The organism is Halobacillus sp. ACCC02827 (genome assembly GCF_030291935.1).
Classification (GTDB): domain Bacteria; phylum Bacillota; class Bacilli; order Bacillales; family Halobacillaceae; genus Halobacillus.
Genome location: NZ_CP128168.1, coordinates 288,355 through 306,395, shown reverse-complemented (window position 1 = coordinate 306,395; position 18,041 = coordinate 288,355). Strand labels below are relative to the sequence as shown.

Below are 18,041 nucleotides of genomic sequence, written 5' to 3'. Positions count from 1 at the left end.
ATCATTATAATCCTGCACTCAAAATTACTTCCCCCTGTGGTGTTTCACTTGAAGCATCAGGCTCTTTGGAGACAGCGACCATATCCCACTCTGTATCTTCAGGCAGCTGTTCCATATTATACGTAACCGCTCCTTCTCCACTTTCATTAGCTTTAAAGGTACCGGCCCTGTACGGCGTCTCTCCATTGATCAGCCACACCTGATACACTTCCTCACCGTCCAGAGGCTCCAGTTGATCTGCCTGCAGACTGAGGACTTCCCCTTCTGACTGACGAACCATTGCTGCGGATGCGCTTGCTGTCGTCGTTTCCCCCTGAAGCGTAACTTTGCGAAGGACTTCGTCTGTACTGTCCGAAATTTCTTCAGGTTCCTGTTGCACGACCTGTTTTTCCTCATTCATTAAAGCCCATACGTTACCGGCAAGCGATACAATCAACGCCGCCACGAGCCCTCTGACAAACCACGAAGATTTCTTATTCCTCTTCACTTCTCCAAATGCGTGTTCTTTCTTCTTCGAGATCGGAAGGACATTTTCGGAATGTTCTTCTATAACAGAAGAATCTCCCCTTCCATCCTGCTCATGCTGGAAGACTTCTCCTAAAACACGTGCTTTCATGTCATCCGGAGGGGTGATAGGATCAGAAGCAAAAGGAAGCTCACCGGTTAACTCCTGCAATTCTTCCAGCTCTTCTCTACACTCGCTGCATGTATTCAAATGTTCTTCAAATTCCATCTTCTCCTGCTCACTAAGATGGCCATTGAAGTAATCCATTAATTCATCGCATAGTCTAGACATCACGAACCCCTCCTTCCTCTGATGATAACTGCCTCTTCAGGTGTTTCAACGCTAATCGCACCCGTCCTTTTACCGTTCCCAAGGGGAGACCGGTCTTTTCTGCAATCTCCCGCTGGGTCAGTCCTTTAAAATAGAATAATTGCACCATATCCCTTTGCTCTTCCGACAGAAGGCTGACGGCTGCCCTCACTCTGTCTCCACGTTCTTTCCATTCCACCAGATCTTCCGTCGTTTCCGTACCTCGCTCGGGTACATCTGTTTCTTCTTCCAAAGAAACGTGCTCTTTATTTGTCTTCCTTATCATATCAATCGCTGTATACCTTGTGATGGTGACAATCCAAGAGGAGAATTTCCCTTTCGATTCCTCATATCTTGCTTTCTTTGTCCATAACTTCAGAAATACTTCCTGCAACACTTCTTCGGCTAATGTTGGATCACCCGACAGCTTGATGACAAAGGAGTATAAAAGCTTTTCATATCGATCGTAAATGGCTTCCAGTGCTTCCTTATCCCCTTCAAGCATTTGATGATATAACAGAGAATCACGTTGGCTCATAGCACACTCCCTTTATGGTGGTTATCAACATCATAGCATAGGGAGCAGGTCAATATCCTATGATAGAGTGATGCTGTACAGCTATCGTATGAAATACACGGATGGATCACTTTTCTCCATAATTTACATAAAGAAATGGTTTATCTCCCTTCCATCAAGGGTACGCAGACATACTAACAAAAAAAAAGCAGCCTTAGGCTGCTCTTTTTTTCGTATCGATTATGCTTCTACAGCACGCACAGGTTCTTCTTCTATTCCGTGTTTCTTCTCTGACTCTGCTACAACGACCGCACACGCAGCATCACCAGTGATGTTAAGCGCTGTACGAGTCATATCAAGAAGACGGTCAATACCAATAATCAAGGCGATTCCTTCAACCGGTAAAGACACTTGATTCAATACCATAGCAAGCATGATAAGCCCCACACCCGGAACTCCGGCTGTACCGATACTAGCAAGCACGGCAACCAGGACGACCATAATCAACTGACCGAAGGACAAATCCGTCGCATACACCTGGGCGATGAAAATAGTTGCAACACCCTGCATAATAGCCGTACCATCCATGTTGATCGTCGCTCCAAGAGGCTGTACGAAGCTGCTGACCGGTTTTGGAACATTCAAATTCTCCTGAGCCGTCTTCATCGAAATCGGAAGCGTCGAGCTGCTGCTGGACGTACTGAATCCGACCGTCATGGCAGGGAAGAATCCTTTGAAGAACTTAATTGGACTCATCTTACCGAGAAACTTCACCGCTCCTCCATATGTCACAAGGCCATGGATGAATAGAGCAAGTATTACAACAAACATGTACATAGCCATCGCTTTCATTCCGTCAATTCCCATCGTTCCGATGGCAGATGCCAAAAGACCAAAGGCACCATATGGAGCAAAGCGCATGATCAAGTTAACAAGGTACATCATAATTTCGTTCCCCTGCTCGATCACTTTCAATACACCTTCCGTTTTCTTACCAAGCATTGCAAGGGCAAAACCAATAAAAATAGAGAAGGCAATGATTTGCAGCATGTTTCCTTCAACCATGGACTGAATCGGGTTGGTCGGAATAATACTTGTAAATGTTTCAACGACGCTAGGCGCTTCCTGCGACTCATATTCGGCGCCGGCCGTATTAATATCAATATTTCCTGGTTGGAACAAATAAGCAAGACCAATAGCAATCGCAATCGCAATGGTAGTCGTAATCAGGAAGAAACCAATGGTCTTCCCGCCGATTCTACCCAACTTCTTCGGATCTCCTAAAGAAGCTGTACCGAGTGTAATAGAGAAGAATACGATCGGTACGACAAGCATTTTAATCAGATTCAGGAACACAGTTCCCAAGGGGCTGAATACATACGTATCAAGCGTTCCGAATAAATCCGGTGCAGCTATGTGCAGTGCCAGACCTACGATGGCACCAAGAGCCAAACCTATGAATATTTTCGTTGTCAACTTCATGGCGTTACCTCCTAAACATTATGAAAACGCTTTCCTATTATTTTATTATAAATACAAGTCGTATAAAAATGATAGAAAGCTTAGTGCTGCAAGCACGATGTGAGATACATGATATAAAAGGGGTTTTTCGTGATTCGGGCCATGAAAGCCCGCAAAGAGATGGTTGCAACCAACGTGGGTAGAAACATGCTACTATGGATTATAGCATATAAATTGTAAATGGTGAATAGAATTTGCTGGTAGTTTGCTATACAACTAAATGAGCATGAATGATAATCTCCCTTCACCGGCCGGCGAAATGCTGTCATGACTAGTCCTAACCATATTATGAGAATTTTTTAAATTTATCACAAGTTTATGACATTCCATTGGAACATGCATATACTTCGATGCCGTTGCATAAAAAAACACCCCGGAAATCCATTACAGATATCCGGGGGGGGAGATTACAAGGCCTGTTCGACAGAATGGGTGAGCTGAGTAATGATATCCTCACTGTCTTCAATTCCAATGGACAGTCGGATTACATAGTCATTAACGCCGATCTTTAACCGCTCTGCATCGGAAAGTGCACGATGCGACGTTCGGATAGGATAGGACAAGGTTGTCTCCACCCCTGCGAGTGTCGGAGCGATTTTGATCCAACCGAGGGAACGGAAGAAGGCATGTACGTCTACGCTTTCATTCAGTTCAATTGTGACAATGGCCCCATTCCCTCGTTCGGATACATATTCGGGATAGAAGACTTTCGCAATACCTTTATGTTTCCGGAGCGCCTCCGCTACCTGCTTCGCATTCTCTGACTGTTTCTTCATTCGCAGACCGAGTGTCTTCGCCCCGCGTTGGGTGAGCCAAGCTTCAAACGGACTTAAGTTTGCTCCGAGTGTGACGACTTTTTTCGCAGCTGCTTGAATGAGGTCAGCATCGCCGACCAGGACGCCGCATGTAGCATCACTATGACCGCCTATATATTTCGTTCCGCTATGTACGATGAGGTCGATCCCCATAGAATATGGCTGCAGTAAGTAAGGGGTCGCAAACGTATTATCAACCATTGTCCTGATCCCATGAGATTGAGCCAGCTCTGCCAATCTTTCCATATTCTCCACCCTCAAAAATGGATTAGAGATGGATTCAGTATATAACAATTTGGTTTCCTCTCTAATGGCTGCTTTCACACCCTCCAAATCAGTGAAGTCAAGCATCGTCACTTCAATTCCGAAGGTTGCAAGCTCCTTCGTAATCAAAGAGTGCGTACCGCCGTAAAGATCTTCTGCTGCAATGATGTGATCACCGGGTTTAGCTGTGCCGAGAATACCTGCGAGAATAGCCGACATACCGGAAGATGTGGCAACCCCTGCCGGTGCACCTTCTAATTCTGCTACCGTACCGGCAAGTTCATCCGTGTTTGGATTCCTTTCTCTGGAGTAGAGATAGGGACTTGCTCCTTCATAATAACTTTCTAAATGGTCAAGATCTTTGAATGTGAAGGCAGAAGTCTGATAAATGGGGGTGCGCTTACTATTCTGCACCTCCGTCTGATCTTGTTTATAATGAACAACTTTTGTATCAAATGAAGTAGGTTTCATTCACGTTTCCTCCTCTTATACCGCTTAATCACAAATTATAGCGATTCAAAAAGATTATTGTCAAAGTTTTTCGACATATCGGTTTATAACAGACACTATAAATCGAAAGTAGCCCGGTTCATGAGGTACGAACGCTTCCTTTCCCGCATGACTAACGGTCCCGGATAAAAGAGAAACAACCTCTTTCTCCTCTTCCAAGCCCGCAGCCAATGATTTAAAGTCATGAAAAGAAAGCCTGACAACGTCCTGCACTTCCTCCCCAATCATCCAGGCAAGAGGCTCTTCTACTACATAAAGAAACACCCTGCATATTTCTCTGTCTATAACGGTCCCGTCTATAAGCACTTCTTTAAAGGAGCCAGTATTGATCAAATCATCCGGGGCTATGTCCAACCCAAGTTCTTCGTTAATTTCCCGGCAACCTGCCGATAACAGTCCTTCTCCCGCTTCTATATGCCCGGCCGCCGTTATGTCGTAGAGGCCTGGATAGTCCTTTTTATCATCAGAACGCCGTTGGAAATAGACCGATTTCTGCTTTGGATCATAAAACCAGCAATGGAACGTTTCGTGCCAATCCCCATCCATATGGACGAGAGCTCTTTCTTTTGTTCCTGCTGTATAACCATCTTCATTAAATATAGTAAGGTATTCTTTCACTGGACCTACCCCTCTTCTTTATGTCTATCCCTATTAATAGTAGCAGACGCCGGCTGTGTACTCTCCATAAAAAATGCGCAAGCCTCATAAGCTTACGCATTCCGCTGGGACTGGTTTACTGAAGAAGTACCCCTGATAGTCATAACAACCCTTTTCCTGCAGGTACACAATATGTTCTTTGCGCTCCACCCCTTCTGCTATCACATCAAGGCCGAGACTCTGAGCCATACTGATAATGGCATTGACGATCACGACCTCGTTCCTGTCGCTGTCTATCTGATTAATGAAAGATCGATCGATTTTGATCGCATCTACAGGAAGACGATGAAGGTAGCTGAGGGAGGAAAATCCGACACCGAAATCATCCAAATGAATGGAAATCCCGCTGTTTCTCAAGGTGTTCAGCGTCTCAATACTGCGGTCGAAGTCCTGGAGTACCATCGTTTCCGTAATTTCTATGATCAGGCTTTCCGGAGCCAGGCCGGAGGCAGTCAATGCCCCCATGATCTTATCGGTCAAAGCCACATCAGCAAACTGATAAGCGGACAAGTTGACGGCCACCTTCAAGTGGGGTTCTCCATATTCCTGCCATTGCTTCGCCTGTCTGCAAGCTTCCCGCAGCACCCATTCTCCAATATCCACAATCATGCCGGTCTCTTCAGCAAGACTAATGAAATGATGAGGAGATAGAAGGCCGTGCTCGGGATGATTCCAGCGAATCAAAGCTTCAAACCCTTTAACTTGAAGCGTTTCTCCGGAAATCTGGGGCTGATAATAAAGAAGGAATTCCCCCTCTTCAAGCGCCTGGTGAAGGGCCTGCTTCAGTTGAAGTTCCTCTCTCATCTGTTCTCCCATCCTGGAATCATAAATTTCATATCGGTTCTTGCCGTTCCGCTTCGCCTTGTGCATGGCTGCATCAGCACGTCTCAGCACTTCCTCTGCATCACCGGAATCGGGCGTGGAGGTTGCTATTCCTATGCTTACGGTCGTATAAAACTCTTTTCCTTCAATGATGAAAGGGCGACGCATGGAATGAATGATCTGTTCTCCAAGCAGGCAAACGTCTTCCAACGTAATCGATGACCGGATAAGGACAGCATATTCGTCACTGCTGATTCTGGACAAGACACATTCCTGTTTCGCAAATGTCTTCCTCAAATAGCTGGCGAACTGACGGAGCAGTTCATCTCCTTTCGCATGTCCCCAGGAATCATTGATCATTTTGAAATTATCAATATCAAACAACAGAAGGATCGCCGATTCTTCCAACGCGCCGGGCAATATATCAGAGAAATAGTTTCTAGTGAGCAGCCCGGTGAGAGAATCATACCGGGAGAGCACTTCCAGTTTTTCTTCTGTTTGAATCCTAGACATCTCGTTTGCAATACGATCTGCAAATATCTGAAGCAGAGGGCGGATCATTGGGTTGTTCGTCTGTTTCCGTTGATCCATAACAGCTAATACTCCGATGGGTTCTTGATCTGAACTCATCAAAGTTTTGCCCAGGAAGCTTTCTACTTCATAACGCTTCAAAATACTTGCGGAAGGAAAGTATTCCTGAGCCCTGCTCGGGTAAAAACAGTCGACGGAAGTAGCAAGCAGTTCCAACGGCGATTCCTCTACCTGGTATGTATCTCCATTAGACGTCTCCCCTTTATGAAAAATCGAACAAACGAACAATTCGTTTTTCTGCTGCCCCTTCCATTCCCCGATAAAGGCAGTATTAACCTGGAGAACGGCCGCTAAATATTTCACGAGGAAATCAAAGAACGCCTGCCCGTTATAGCGCAGGAACCCTTCCCCTATTTCGACGATAGCGTTTTTAATCCGGCCAAGATCCATTTGATAAATCCGGTCCGTCGCTCCTATACCTGAATAGCCGATCCTGTTTCCGACCTCATTATAAAAAGGATGAACGATATCCTTGAACCAATGGCTCTCTCCTCCGTTACTCCAACGGTAGTCGAATTCCAAAATTCGTTCCGATCTTTCCGAACGTGCCAGTCGCTCAAAGTATGACCAGTCCTCTTCATGAAGCTTCTCCTTCACCTGCTGTTTATCCATGACGGCCAATTCTATTCCAAGCATTTCCTGCAACGGTTCATTCAAATATATCTTCTCATCACTAAGCTGATAGAACCAGACAGGTATGGAAAGCTGTTTGAGCGTCTTCCACGGGTGTTCCGCAATCTGAGCCATTACCGTTCACCTACTCCGAAAGATATTTTCCTCACATTTTACTTATCGGAATTTCCAGATGGAAGTTTAATCACATCCGGTGAAGGAATACTATAAAAAAGGAGGATCACCCATGAATAACAAACCTAAGAAACAAAAGGAACAAGAAACGAGCAATGAGGCAGCAGAACTATTCAACAAGAAGCCCCGGCTGGACAAAGCATTTGCTCCTGATGAAGAAAAACAAGCGGAAGATCATTCCGAAAGCGACGCTCTCTTTCATCATTATTCCGATAAAGAATCGAAGTAAGCGGCTCTCATAGAGCCGTTTTTCTTCTGGCCGGCGTGAAACATAAGAGGTTATAAAAAGAATAATAAACCTCCTACATATATGGAAATGAATATATTTAATATATAGAAGAACAATTCTCCACAGCCCGACCTCCCCGATAAAACCACTTCTTGTTTTCTTCCCTCACACCTGCCGGTTTCTGATAAAATAAAGGTATAAAATGGCAGGAAGGAGACCTTGCGGATGAAGAGATTTCAGTGGATGCTTCTATTGGCAGCAGTGCTCGTAGTTGCTGCAGGAGCCTATTGGATGGAGGGAGGGACAATCAAAGTCTCTCACGAAGCAGATTCCAAACCAATGAGGAAAGCAAAAGATGTGAATTTGGATGAACTGCCGATCACTTTACCCGAAGTAGACAATGAAGATGCTGTCGATCATTTCTACGAGCGTCTAAATCCCAGCCTCAAGACGGCCAGACAGAACGGATTAACTGTAAAGGAAGCGCAATCGTCTCCTGTCCCCGGCAGAGATGGAAGAATGCAGATCAATGAGGTGTGGCATAACGGCCGTACCATTACAGTTATGTACAGTCTGGATTTGTCCGCACTAATCGATAAAGATTCAAAGAACCACAGCTATTCTCCAATGATCGAATCCGTTACGATTCAAGGGAATAAGGCTATAGATACCCAGACGCTTTCCGGTTTATCGGTTCCTATTGATTCCGAGAATGCAGTAATCTTCCAGAATCGCGTCTATGGGTCGTTACAATTACCAGCCATTTCGAAACAGGACTGGGGGTATGAGAACATCCCGGAAGAAGTACATGATTTCGATGAAACCCTGAAAACTTCTATCGGTATTCGGATAGGTGGAGAACGAATAGAAACCGAAGCGATGCCGATTCGTTATCTCCATGACAAAGACAGCCATTTGCTCGCCACTTATGAAACAACCGAGTCCTATACGGAACATGGTGTAACGTTCACTCCAATGGAACTAAAAGCCGGCGTCCTGTCCAACAGCATCCGTTTCCGCATGGAGGACCCGGGAGCAGCGTTCAATGAGTCCCTGGAGGGGATCATCCAAACAAATGCAGGGGAATCTTATACGATCGTCCCTTATATTCATCGTTTAAAAGAGGGTGTCTACGAGGGTTATTTTCCACCCTTCTCAGAAATTCCAGACGAAGTTACCTTCCAACTACAACAAGTACACTTTAAGGAAATCCATCCCTATTCGTTTGAAGTGGATATGAATAAGTTTAAAGGAACCTCGGATCATGAGACATGGACCGCCAACAAGAAGATAGCAGAGATTCATGATACAGACATCATTTTACGCCGAGTGGACAAGCACGGGAATGAGCATATGAACGCGGAACTGTTCTATGATCCCCATTCGAAGGATCAGCCGTCCAAAGTTATCGGAGCTATGTCTGAAAACACAGGTCCGGAAGCTGCCGAACAGCAGAAAGATGTTTTTATAAGCAGTGAAGATGGAAAATCCATCGACGGATTCCTGCATGGGTACCAGGATGAAGGAAATATAGATTTCGGCCTTCATGAATTCGATCAATCCGACCGTTTAAAAATCACCGTTGAAAAAGTAGTCTACACGCAGAAGCTGGACCATTCCTTCACTTTCCATCGGAAATGACGGATGATTGAGGTGTGCCAAGACCTTTCACAAAATGCCGAACCTCATCATTGAAGCGGTCATAGTGAGTGGCGGGAGTCTGGTGATAAGCATTTTCGATGACATACATTCTTGCGTTGGGACATGGATGATAGTACTTGGAATGTTCACTTATCCAAAATTCCTTACTACCGTACACAAGGAGCATCGGTTTATCGATCAGGCCGACACGGTGACTGCAGTCATAGTGAAGCGCACGATCGTAGAACGAGTGCCAGGCAGAGGGGTTGGACTTCGCCATGTGGTCATTCAGCTCCTGTTTAATGGTTTCATCACGGAAATGAGAGTGGCTGAGAAGTCGGGCAAGGGTTTCCGGGCTTTTCTCCACCCAGCTCATTCCCCCGTAGAATTCAAACTTCAGACCACCTGTGCTCACTTTTGGGAAACCTCCGGCAAGGATGAGGGCTGTCAACCGTTCCGGGTAAGTCAATGCGAACTCCTGCGCAACCATCCCTCCACAGGAATACCCTACAACCACAGCCTGCTGAATCCTCAAATGATCCAGAAGCTGCAGGATTTCTCCTGCATACCAGCTTATATCCGGTCGGTCTGTCGCCAGATCAGAATCTCCATTTCCGCTCAAATCAGGAAAAATCACTCGAAAGTCACAGGAAAGTTCCTTTTGGAATTTAAAGACTTTCCTCCCCATCCCGGGCGGATGGATGAAGACAAGCGCCTGCCCCTTCCCAACCTCTTCATAAAATAAACGAACTCCTTCTTCATTCGTATAATAAGGCATGGTTTCATCCCCTAATCATATAGTCATGGAGCCTTAGTCTTCCTTTATATTAGAGATTTTATGTTGCCCGCCGGAACAAAATTGACACCTGTTTTATGCTGTGCTTACATAAACGTATGACGTAACTGGAAGGGGAACATCATGAAACGGCGCCTGTTTATCTTCTTGTTGTTCGTAGCCGTACCAGCATGTATATTCGTTGCCTGCGGCTCCAAACAATTGGAGGATACATTAGATATAGAAGTACAATCATTTGAAGGAAAAACACAAGAAGGAAAGGCCTTTTCCACAGAAGAAATGAAAGGCAAGGTGTGGCTGGCCGATTTTGTCTTCACAAGCTGCGATACGGACTGCCCGCCGCTGACACGAAATATGTCAGAGGTACAACAGCAGTTGAAACAAAAAGGTATCGATGCAGAGATCGTTACATTCAGCGTCGATCCCACTGTCGACACACCGGATAAATTAAAAGAATTTGCATTAAAAAACGGTGCTTCCCTCGATAATTGGACATTTGTTACGGAGTACACCCAGGAGCAGATCGCAGATTTCGCTCAGGAAAGCTTTCAGACCCCTGCTGTTAAAACAGAAGGAAATGATCAAGTCACCCACAGCAATGCTTTTTACCTTGTTGGGAAAAACGGAAAAGTACTGAAAAAATATAAAGGAGACGTTGCTGTTCCCAAAGAACAAATCCTAAAAGATATAAAAGCCATTACCTAAAAAAGCCCCCCTTGCCGGGAGGCTTTTTAATTTAGATATTTAACTGAACAGATTACGGAAGAAATTGACGATCGCTTCCAGGAAGCTGAGAATAGCATTCTTCAAGCTGGCCCAGAACCCTTCATCCTGAACAAGGTCTTTAATATTTCCAGTAAGATCGTCCAGTTGGTTCTTCACTGCGTCAAAATTGATGTTCAAATCCCTCATTTTCTCAAACAAATCCGTGAGCCGCTGCCGATCTTCCGGACTGAGTTCGATGTTCAGGGAGTTAAGTTTCTCCTCTACGATTTGTTCCACTTCTTCTTTCGTTGCCGGGTCCTGCTCGGCAATCTCTTTCTTAATCTCTGTCAATAATTCACTGATTTTCGCTTCATCTACTCCGGATTCCTTGGCAATAGATGTAGCGACATCCAGTTCCTCACTCGCTACCTGCATTCTTTCCTTATCAAGCTTGACGCCTTTGGCATCATACGCCTTATAAATACCCGTAAGTGCGGAATGTCCAGATACTTTCACAGAGGATGCAACGAGCACATCTGCGTTCTCCACCCCTGCTGTCAGTAAAGCGTTTGTGTACATTTCTTTCGTTACTTGTGTTATGTTATCAGGTGTTACGATTTCCAAATGAAGGCCGGAATCTTCTTTGTGGATAATCTTCACGGACGAATACATATTCGCATTCGGATTTCCACCAATATATTCATTAAGATCCTGCCCATTGACCGTAAACTCGTCCACCTGATCATGCTGATCGACTTCAAGCAGTTCTTTTACTTCCGCTTTCTGCTCCGGGGACAGCGCCTCCCCGTAAACGACGATCGGCAGACCTAGTTTTTCGTTAATTCCCTGGTCGCCTGTCGACGCATAACTGGTCATAGGTAGTACTGCAAGCGTGAGCAACGTGACAATCGTGAACCATATACCTATACGTTTTATCATTTTTCAAGCTCCTCATTTCCGTTGGTTATCCCTCCATTGTATGTGGAGATCCCCAACGATTATACCCGCCCTCCATTCCAGCATAACACGGGCTGCCTAAGTAGACGTATGATACATAGAAAAAGTTTCACTACCTATATAATTATTCTGCAGAGGACGTGATACAAATGTTGAGAAAAATCGGTTTATACTTGTTCGCTGTCGCTTTTTTCTATGCGGGTGTCACGCACTTCATTTACGACCATGGATTCGCCCGCATGTTCCCTTCCTGGGTCCCCTTTAAGCTCGAGCTGGTATATATGTCCGGAATTACAGAGTGGCTTCTTGCACTGCTTCTTATTTTCCCACAGACGAGAAGGGCGGCAGGCTTCGCTACCGCCATCTTCTTAGTAGCTGTCCTTCCTGCCAACATCTATGCTGCAATTTATGATATCCCTGCTCCTTGGACAGACGAGACAACCTCTACCGCCCTGTGGATTCGTCCCTTTTTGCAGCCTCTTCTGATCTGGTGGGTGCTTGTCGTTTCCAAAGATTCGAACCAACAGAGAGCGTCTGGTAGAATGGATAGGGAGTAAACAAAGGAGGAAGACTGATGCGTTTATCGAACAAGAAGGTTATTGCTTTCGTAAGCCCGGACTTCGAAGACTTAGAGCTTTGGTACCCCCTTCTCCGGCTTCAGGAAGAAGGAGCCGTCGTCCATCTGGTGGGAGAAGAAGCGGGGGTGGAGTACCCGGGTAAATACGGCGTACCTGCCACTTCCGACTTATCCTTTAAGGATATCGATCCAGCAGATTACGATGGTGTGCTCGTCCCTGGTGGTTGGTCGCCTGACAAACTCCGCCGCTACGACAAAGTTCTGGAGATCGTCCGCCATATGGATGAACACAAAAAGCCGATCGGACAGATCTGCCATGCCGGTTGGGTTTTAATTTCTGCCGGTATTTTGAACGGAAGAAAAGTGACGAGTACTCCCGGTATAAAAGACGATATGACAAATGCAGGTGCCACGTGGTATGACGAACCTGTTGTTACCGACGGCCACCTGATCAGTGCAAGACGACCGCCTGATCTGCCACCCTATGCAAAAGCATTTGCAGATGAGCTGGCTGAAAATTAATAAACAAGCGCGAAGCCAGGAGGCTTCGCGCTTGTTTATTACTCAGAATTCAGATGGATTGCCTTACCAGCCAGCATGGATATAGTTGAATCATCCATCGGCGGGTTGTGCAATCCGGCTCGTACATCCCGGTAATATTTCTCAAAAGGATAATGTTTGGAAAGGCCACGCCCTCCTGCAATCCTCATTGCAAGATCAACCACTTCCGATGCCGCATTCGTTACGGCAAGTTTGACTGCCGACAGCTCCGGCTGCATGTGTTCCCGTTCTTCCGGCTCCTCATCCCATCTTCGCGCTGTGGCGTAAAGAAACGAATGCGCCTGGAGCAGCTTCCATTCCATTTCCCCGATCTTATCCTGAATATGGGATACCTCTGAAATGGGCGTGTCCAAACTGTTCGGTTGAAAATTGCGGGCGAACTCAATAGCATCATTCCTGGCAGCCACGGCAATTCCCAGATAGCACGCAGGAATGTGAAGGAGCCATCCCTTCGGTTTAGATTTCCCTTTGACAGCTGTCTCTACCAGATCTTCCACAGACAGTTCGACATCTGTCAGTACGAGATCATCGCTTCCTGTCCCTCTCATCCCAAGTGTGTCCCAAGTTTTCTCAACCGTTACACCCGGTTGATGACGATCGATTAAGAACCAGCCGACTTGATCCAAATCCTCCACGTAGGCTGATACAATGTAGTAGTCGAGAAGTTCTGCCAGGGAAGTGAAGGATTTTCTTCCATTCAGTATATAAGCATCCCCGTCTCTTACCGCGGTCGTCTCCGGTACTCCCCCGCGGGTCGGGCTGCCTGTGGCAGGTTCTGTCGCTGCTCTGTTAACGACTTTCTGGTCCTGGACTACCTCTTTAGCCAAACGATCAAACTGCTCCTTCTTCCATAGCTGTTCCTCTGAAAGCTCCATCATCACACCCATGTGCCAGCCGATGGACAATGCGACCGAACCATCCCCTTCAGCAATTTTTTCCTGCATCAGAATAAGTTCGTACAAGGATACCGCTTCGCCGCCGTACCCAGTAGGCAGGGCAAGTGCCGGATACTCTTCCCGCTTGATTGCAGCAAGCGTCTTCGGGGAAAACGAAGCCGTATGATCGGCATCCTTTTTATGCATTCGCGCTTCCTCTGCAATCGCTGCCGCTTTATCAAACAAGCGCTGCTGCCGCCCATTCTTGATCCATGGCTTCCATATATCTCCCATCACATTCCACTCCCTCTTCCATTGTTCTACTTTAAATCATACCCGACAACTCGGAATAACGCGAGCGCCTTGCTTCTCCTTTTAACGATACCCTCTAAGTGGAAAAAAATTCTTCGTGAATGTTCCATTCTTGACCTTCACTTCTCTTCCTTGCCCGATCATTTAAAAAGGAAGCCGCCAAAAAAAACAAGGCCTCTCTTTAGGAGAAGCCTTGCTTCTATTTTGTTTCCACATTCAAATGCTGCAACGCTTGTTTAACAGACGCATAGGTCTGTAAGGATAACTCACTAAAGTCCGCATAAGGTGCGCTTTGAATAGCGAAAGATGGTTTTATCCCTGTTATGACCAATTTAGTACCCATGAGATCGAGAAGCTGATTCATCTGGTAAATTCCCATATGTATCGCTTCGTTATACGAATAAACTGCCGACATATCCATAATCAGGTAGTCCTCTTTCGATTCTTTCACATGGTGACTGACTGTTTCAAGCATCTGCTGAAGCCGCTCATCATCCACTGTACCAATCAAAGGAAGGACAGAAATATTATTCTCAATCGGAACAATTGGTGTAGAAAGACGCTTGAGTTCAGATAAGTAATGTCCGATCAACTCTTCCTGCTCCCGACGTTTTGTCACATCCTTCTGAACACCGACAAAATATGTCTGGTCCATCTGTTCGATGTACACAGGGAATATTTGCAGCTCGTTCCAGAACAAGGATCCATCTTTCCGGTAGTTCCTCAGCTCCACCAAGACAGGCTCCCTGTTAGCCAATCCCTGTCTGATCAACTTTATTTTTTCCGGTTTTGTTTCTTCTCCCTGCAGGAAACGGCAGTTCTTCCCTAATATTTCTTCAGGCTGATAGCCGGTCAATTCCTGGAAACCCTTATTGCAATAAATCATCGGATTGTCTTCCTGTTCCGGATCCGTAATAACGACACCGGCCCCGACGCGGTCGATCGCCGCTTTGATGAATTCGTTCTGCTGTATTTCTTCCAGCTTAGCAAATGAGATTTCACTCACTATGAACAATCCCCTCTAGTATGGAATGAATACTATCATGATAAAATGAATCCCTATAGTTGTGCAAGCGACACCCTGCATGAATTTCCAACCAATTTCGACAAATAAATGGATTCTACCTGTTTTATCCTAAGAATCCTTGAAAAAAATGTGCAGGTGTTCGATGTAGGCCCGCACCTGCGGCAGTTCACTCATTTTTTCTTTCGTACATGCCCACGTTTCTCTTGCTGCGATTTCTCCTCCCACCATCAGTGGTTTATGATGATAATAATCTTTCTCATTTTTTATGATGCTTTCCGGCAGCACTGTAGCACCAATCCCGCGCTTCATCATCTGCTTCGCCGTTTCGAATTGATCCACTTTAAACGAACGTTTGATGCCAGGGTTTTCTGCCAACCACTTATCGAGGAGTATCTGAAATCCCTGGTCGCTCTTGAACTCGATAAACGGCCGCCCCTCCATTCTTTCAAAGGGCAGAGAATCAAACAAATACAAACGATCATGAAATAAATGATGTGTTTCGTAGCCGGGAATCGGATCTCCCCGGACAATACAGATATGAAAATCCTCTGCCGTCTGCCTAATTTCTTCACTTGTGCCGGTAACTAGGTCAATCGATACATCCGGATACTTATTCATGAATGATTGAAGCTGCCCCGCGAGGAAATACTGGCTGAACAAAGAGGAGGCACCAATGGATACTGTCCCGGCTATCTCTCCTCTGGCAGCAGCAAGTTTTTCATGAATCTTTTTTTCTGACTGGATCATAAAATCCGCGTGTTTCAGCACCAATTCTCCTGAGGGGGTGGGGATGAGCTTCTTCGGCGTCCTTAAAAAGAGCGCACTTCCAAAATACGCCTCTATGTATTTTAACCGCTGAGTAACTGCCGGCTGGGATATCAGTACTTTTTTTGCTGTCGCATGAATGGTTCCATACCGTTTCAAAGCCAGGAGTAGTTGGAAATCTTCCAGTTTCATCGCTATCCCTCCATAACTTTTACTTATCACTTTTCATTATAAACCAGTATTATTCAAATACCTATAAAAGCAGTACGATAAAGACAGTATTTAGGAGGTGCGGAAATGGATCGTTTTCTTACACAAAAGCTGATGAGCGCTTACTTTCTCTATGAGTGCGGCAGAGCTATGTACTTTGTCCTGATTACCTGGTTCCTCTATCAGTGGACAGACAATGCTTTATATACTGGTCTCCTCGTAAGCTTCGGGTTCGTACCAGGGTTATTTTCCAATCTTATTTTCGGAGTAATCATTGATCGCGGAAACCGGAAGCGTCTTGCCGGAATTGCAGGCTTGCTCAGCGCGTGTTGTTTGTTGGGGTTATGGAGTACGTTTTTCTTCGGATGGATGCACCTATGGATATTCATTAGTTCTCATATGATCATGCAGACACTCGGTTCGTTATTCAGACCTTCATTACAGGCACTTGTTGCAGAAGTCTATCCAAAGGAATCGCTGCCGCGGATATTCTCATGGTCCAATACAGCGACGATCACTGGAAGTTTGACCGGAGCTTCATCAGGAGGGCTTCTGGCCGGCCTGGTAACCATGAACGTATCCATAGCCATCGTACTCTTTCTTTATACAGCTGGATGGATCGCCGTCACCCGCCTTGCTTATCAGCCTTTGTACGAGCGAGGATTAAGACCTCCATCCTCCTTTTTGAATGAGTTGAAAGGCGGATTCATTTACGTCCACGCCAACAGAATGCTTTACGGCCTGTTTGTTATGACTATGATCGGCCAACTGACCTTTCATACGACACTCGGTTTTCTCAGTGTGTATACAAGTGAGCACCTGCAGCAGGATGCATTCGTTTATGGACTTCTGGACAGTGTATTCTCCATTGGAGGAATCACAGCAGGGGTTCTGGGCACGTGGTGGTGGTCTACTTTCAGGAACCGCCTGGGTATCATGTCTCTGCTGCTTATGGCGGCAGGGCTCCTCATCGTTGTCTGGACCCAGCAGGTCTGGGTATCTTTTATCGGATTCTTTCTAATCGGTCTCAGCACTTCCTTTGTCCGCGCCTTGCTGCAATCCATCCAGCAGATGGTGACCGATGCTGACTTTCATGGACGAATGTCGAGTTTACGCATGCTCTGCAACCAGACATCTGTCGTCGTGACAGGGCCGATATTCGGCCTTATTGCAGAAGGATACGGCGTCCGTTATGTTTTCCTCATGCTGGGTATTCCGGTTGTTCTCGGCATCGTCTGGTCTGTCATTCAATCGAAGCACCCGGCATTCCTTGAGATCACAGCTAAACAATCCGCTTGAACAAAGCAAAAAAGGTATGCCTCGGGATAACCCGAAGCATACCTGCTATTGGATGTCTTTATGTTTGTAAGATTATCTTATCTCGTCTCTTCCTTCGGTGTGCGATAAACCTTCTCTACCTCAACTCCCAGTGCCTTCAAATAGTCGACGATCTGGTCTAATCTTTTCATTTTTTCACCTCAGTATGAAATAAGATTTGGTCTACGTTCGTAAAGATTCATCTGTCTACCATTAAGTACGTGCGGGGACCGGGCGGCGTTTCAATTTTTTATACTCTTCTTTACCCTCGGATCATCTTCGTTATGCCATTCTTTGCACATTTGGACATTTTTTATCGAAATGCCTCGAACGACCTTTGTTTGTTCCGCTACTGCTGCAAATCCGTGACTCTCAAAGAAAGGAACAGCAGGGAAGCTTGCTTCGGTTGTTAACAAACACCTACGCTGTTGAACCGCTTCTTCCATCAGCTTATGAAGCAAAAGGGAAGCGACCCCTCTGCGCCGGCTGTACTTATGGACATAAAGAAGGTCCACGACGTCTTTGTACAGGCTTCCAAGGCCGATGACACGCCCGTTTTCCCTGACCACCCACGTACTGCTTTTCTTTAACCGTTCGCACAGCCCCTGTGTATCAAGGAACCCCGCAGCCCAAGCCTCCCGTTGTTTTTCCGAATAAGGAGAACAGTCATCGTCGCAAATGGTCTCTCTGATCATCTGGATAATTTCCTGTAAATCATCACCCTTATACCATTTCTCTACGTTCAACCAAA

At 45.9% G+C, this 18,041-nt stretch carries 18 protein-coding genes; 6 read left to right on the top strand and 12 right to left on the bottom strand.

The window, feature by feature from the left end:
• Window positions 1–4: 4 nt before the first annotated feature.
• The 6 genes from QRD89_RS01655 to QRD89_RS01630 all read right to left on the bottom strand — a co-directional run bounded on the left by QRD89_RS01655 (window position 5) and on the right by QRD89_RS01630 (window position 7,258).
• The gene (locus QRD89_RS01655) at window positions 5–796 is read right to left on the bottom strand and encodes an anti-sigma factor (RefSeq protein ID WP_286096170.1); all 792 of its coding nucleotides are present in this window, start codon (window positions 794–796) and stop codon (window positions 5–7) included.
• Window positions 789–1,352, bottom strand: a complete 564-nt coding sequence (locus tag QRD89_RS01650) for an RNA polymerase sigma factor (protein WP_008636332.1) — start codon at window positions 1,350–1,352, stop codon at window positions 789–791. The genes QRD89_RS01655 and QRD89_RS01650 overlap by 8 nt, the downstream gene beginning before the upstream one ends.
• 219 nt (window positions 1,353–1,571) lie before the next feature.
• Entirely contained in the window at window positions 1,572–2,813 is a 1,242-nt protein-coding gene (locus QRD89_RS01645) for a dicarboxylate/amino acid:cation symporter (protein WP_008636333.1), read from the bottom strand.
• A gap of 446 nt (window positions 2,814–3,259) precedes the next feature.
• On the bottom strand, window positions 3,260–4,402 hold the full coding sequence (locus QRD89_RS01640) for a trans-sulfuration enzyme family protein (protein ID WP_286096169.1): 1,143 nt from the start codon (window positions 4,400–4,402) through the stop codon (window positions 3,260–3,262).
• Window positions 4,403–4,462: 60 nt separating this feature from the next.
• Window positions 4,463–5,059, bottom strand: a complete 597-nt coding sequence (locus tag QRD89_RS01635) for an NUDIX hydrolase (protein ID WP_008636341.1) — start codon at window positions 5,057–5,059, stop codon at window positions 4,463–4,465.
• 84 nt (window positions 5,060–5,143) lie between these two features.
• On the bottom strand, window positions 5,144–7,258 hold the full coding sequence (locus tag QRD89_RS01630) for a bifunctional diguanylate cyclase/phosphodiesterase (protein ID WP_286096168.1): 2,115 nt from the start codon (window positions 7,256–7,258) through the stop codon (window positions 5,144–5,146).
• A 112-nt stretch (window positions 7,259–7,370) separates the two neighbouring features.
• Between QRD89_RS01630 and QRD89_RS01625 the strand changes: the two genes are divergently transcribed.
• On the top strand, window positions 7,371–7,547 hold the full coding sequence (locus tag QRD89_RS01625) for a hypothetical protein (RefSeq protein WP_008636343.1): 177 nt from the start codon (window positions 7,371–7,373) through the stop codon (window positions 7,545–7,547).
• Window positions 7,548–7,772: 225 nt separating this feature from the next.
• The gene (locus QRD89_RS01620; protein WP_286096167.1) at window positions 7,773–9,188 is read left to right on the top strand and encodes a hypothetical protein; all 1,416 of its coding nucleotides are present in this window, start codon (window positions 7,773–7,775) and stop codon (window positions 9,186–9,188) included.
• Here QRD89_RS01620 and QRD89_RS01615 read toward each other — a convergent pair.
• A complete protein-coding gene (locus QRD89_RS01615; protein ID WP_008636345.1) occupies window positions 9,169–9,966 on the bottom strand; it encodes an alpha/beta fold hydrolase in 798 nt (265 codons plus the stop codon). The genes QRD89_RS01620 and QRD89_RS01615 overlap by 20 nt on opposite strands.
• Before the next feature lie 141 nt (window positions 9,967–10,107).
• On the opposite strand from QRD89_RS01615, the gene QRD89_RS01610 reads away from it, so the two are divergent.
• Window positions 10,108–10,689 (top strand): SCO family protein, encoded by a 582-nt coding sequence (locus QRD89_RS01610; RefSeq protein WP_286096166.1) that lies wholly within the window; start codon window positions 10,108–10,110, stop codon window positions 10,687–10,689.
• 39 nt (window positions 10,690–10,728) lie between these two features.
• Here the strand turns inward: QRD89_RS01610 and QRD89_RS01605 are convergent, their stop codons facing one another.
• On the bottom strand, window positions 10,729–11,628 hold the full coding sequence (locus QRD89_RS01605; protein ID WP_286096165.1) for a DUF1002 domain-containing protein: 900 nt from the start codon (window positions 11,626–11,628) through the stop codon (window positions 10,729–10,731).
• A 167-nt stretch (window positions 11,629–11,795) separates the two neighbouring features.
• Here QRD89_RS01605 and QRD89_RS01600 point away from each other — a divergent pair, with 167 nt between their 5' ends.
• Together QRD89_RS01600 and QRD89_RS01595 are read left to right on the top strand one after the other, a co-directional pair.
• A complete protein-coding gene (locus tag QRD89_RS01600; protein ID WP_008636348.1) occupies window positions 11,796–12,203 on the top strand; it encodes a DoxX family protein in 408 nt (135 codons plus the stop codon).
• A gap of 17 nt (window positions 12,204–12,220) precedes the next feature.
• Window positions 12,221–12,745 carry a type 1 glutamine amidotransferase domain-containing protein gene (locus QRD89_RS01595; protein WP_008636349.1) on the top strand — a complete coding sequence of 175 codons (525 nt, stop codon included), beginning with the start codon at window positions 12,221–12,223 and terminating at the stop codon, window positions 12,743–12,745.
• Between the two features lie 38 nt (window positions 12,746–12,783).
• Here the strand turns inward: QRD89_RS01595 and QRD89_RS01590 are convergent, their stop codons facing one another.
• The 3 genes from QRD89_RS01590 to QRD89_RS01580 form a co-directional block, all read right to left on the bottom strand.
• On the bottom strand, window positions 12,784–13,953 hold the full coding sequence (locus QRD89_RS01590; RefSeq protein WP_286096164.1) for an acyl-CoA dehydrogenase family protein: 1,170 nt from the start codon (window positions 13,951–13,953) through the stop codon (window positions 12,784–12,786).
• A gap of 217 nt (window positions 13,954–14,170) precedes the next feature.
• Window positions 14,171–14,977: a YtvA family blue-light photoreceptor gene (gene ytvA, locus QRD89_RS01585; protein WP_008636934.1), complete on the bottom strand. Its 807-nt coding sequence runs from the start codon at window positions 14,975–14,977 to the stop codon at window positions 14,171–14,173.
• 129 nt (window positions 14,978–15,106) lie between these two features.
• Complete coding sequence (locus tag QRD89_RS01580; RefSeq protein ID WP_286096163.1) at window positions 15,107–15,955, bottom strand: LysR family transcriptional regulator; 849 nt, start codon at window positions 15,953–15,955, stop codon at window positions 15,107–15,109.
• Between the two features lie 105 nt (window positions 15,956–16,060).
• Between QRD89_RS01580 and QRD89_RS01575 the strand changes: the two genes are divergently transcribed.
• Window positions 16,061–17,272, top strand: a complete 1,212-nt coding sequence (locus QRD89_RS01575) for an MFS transporter (RefSeq protein ID WP_026577031.1) — start codon at window positions 16,061–16,063, stop codon at window positions 17,270–17,272.
• Between the two features lie 260 nt (window positions 17,273–17,532).
• Here the strand turns inward: QRD89_RS01575 and QRD89_RS01570 are convergent, their stop codons facing one another.
• Window positions 17,533–18,036 carry a GNAT family N-acetyltransferase gene (locus QRD89_RS01570; RefSeq protein ID WP_051348842.1) on the bottom strand — a complete coding sequence of 168 codons (504 nt, stop codon included), beginning with the start codon at window positions 18,034–18,036 and terminating at the stop codon, window positions 17,533–17,535.
• Window positions 18,037–18,041: the final 5 nt, after the last annotated feature.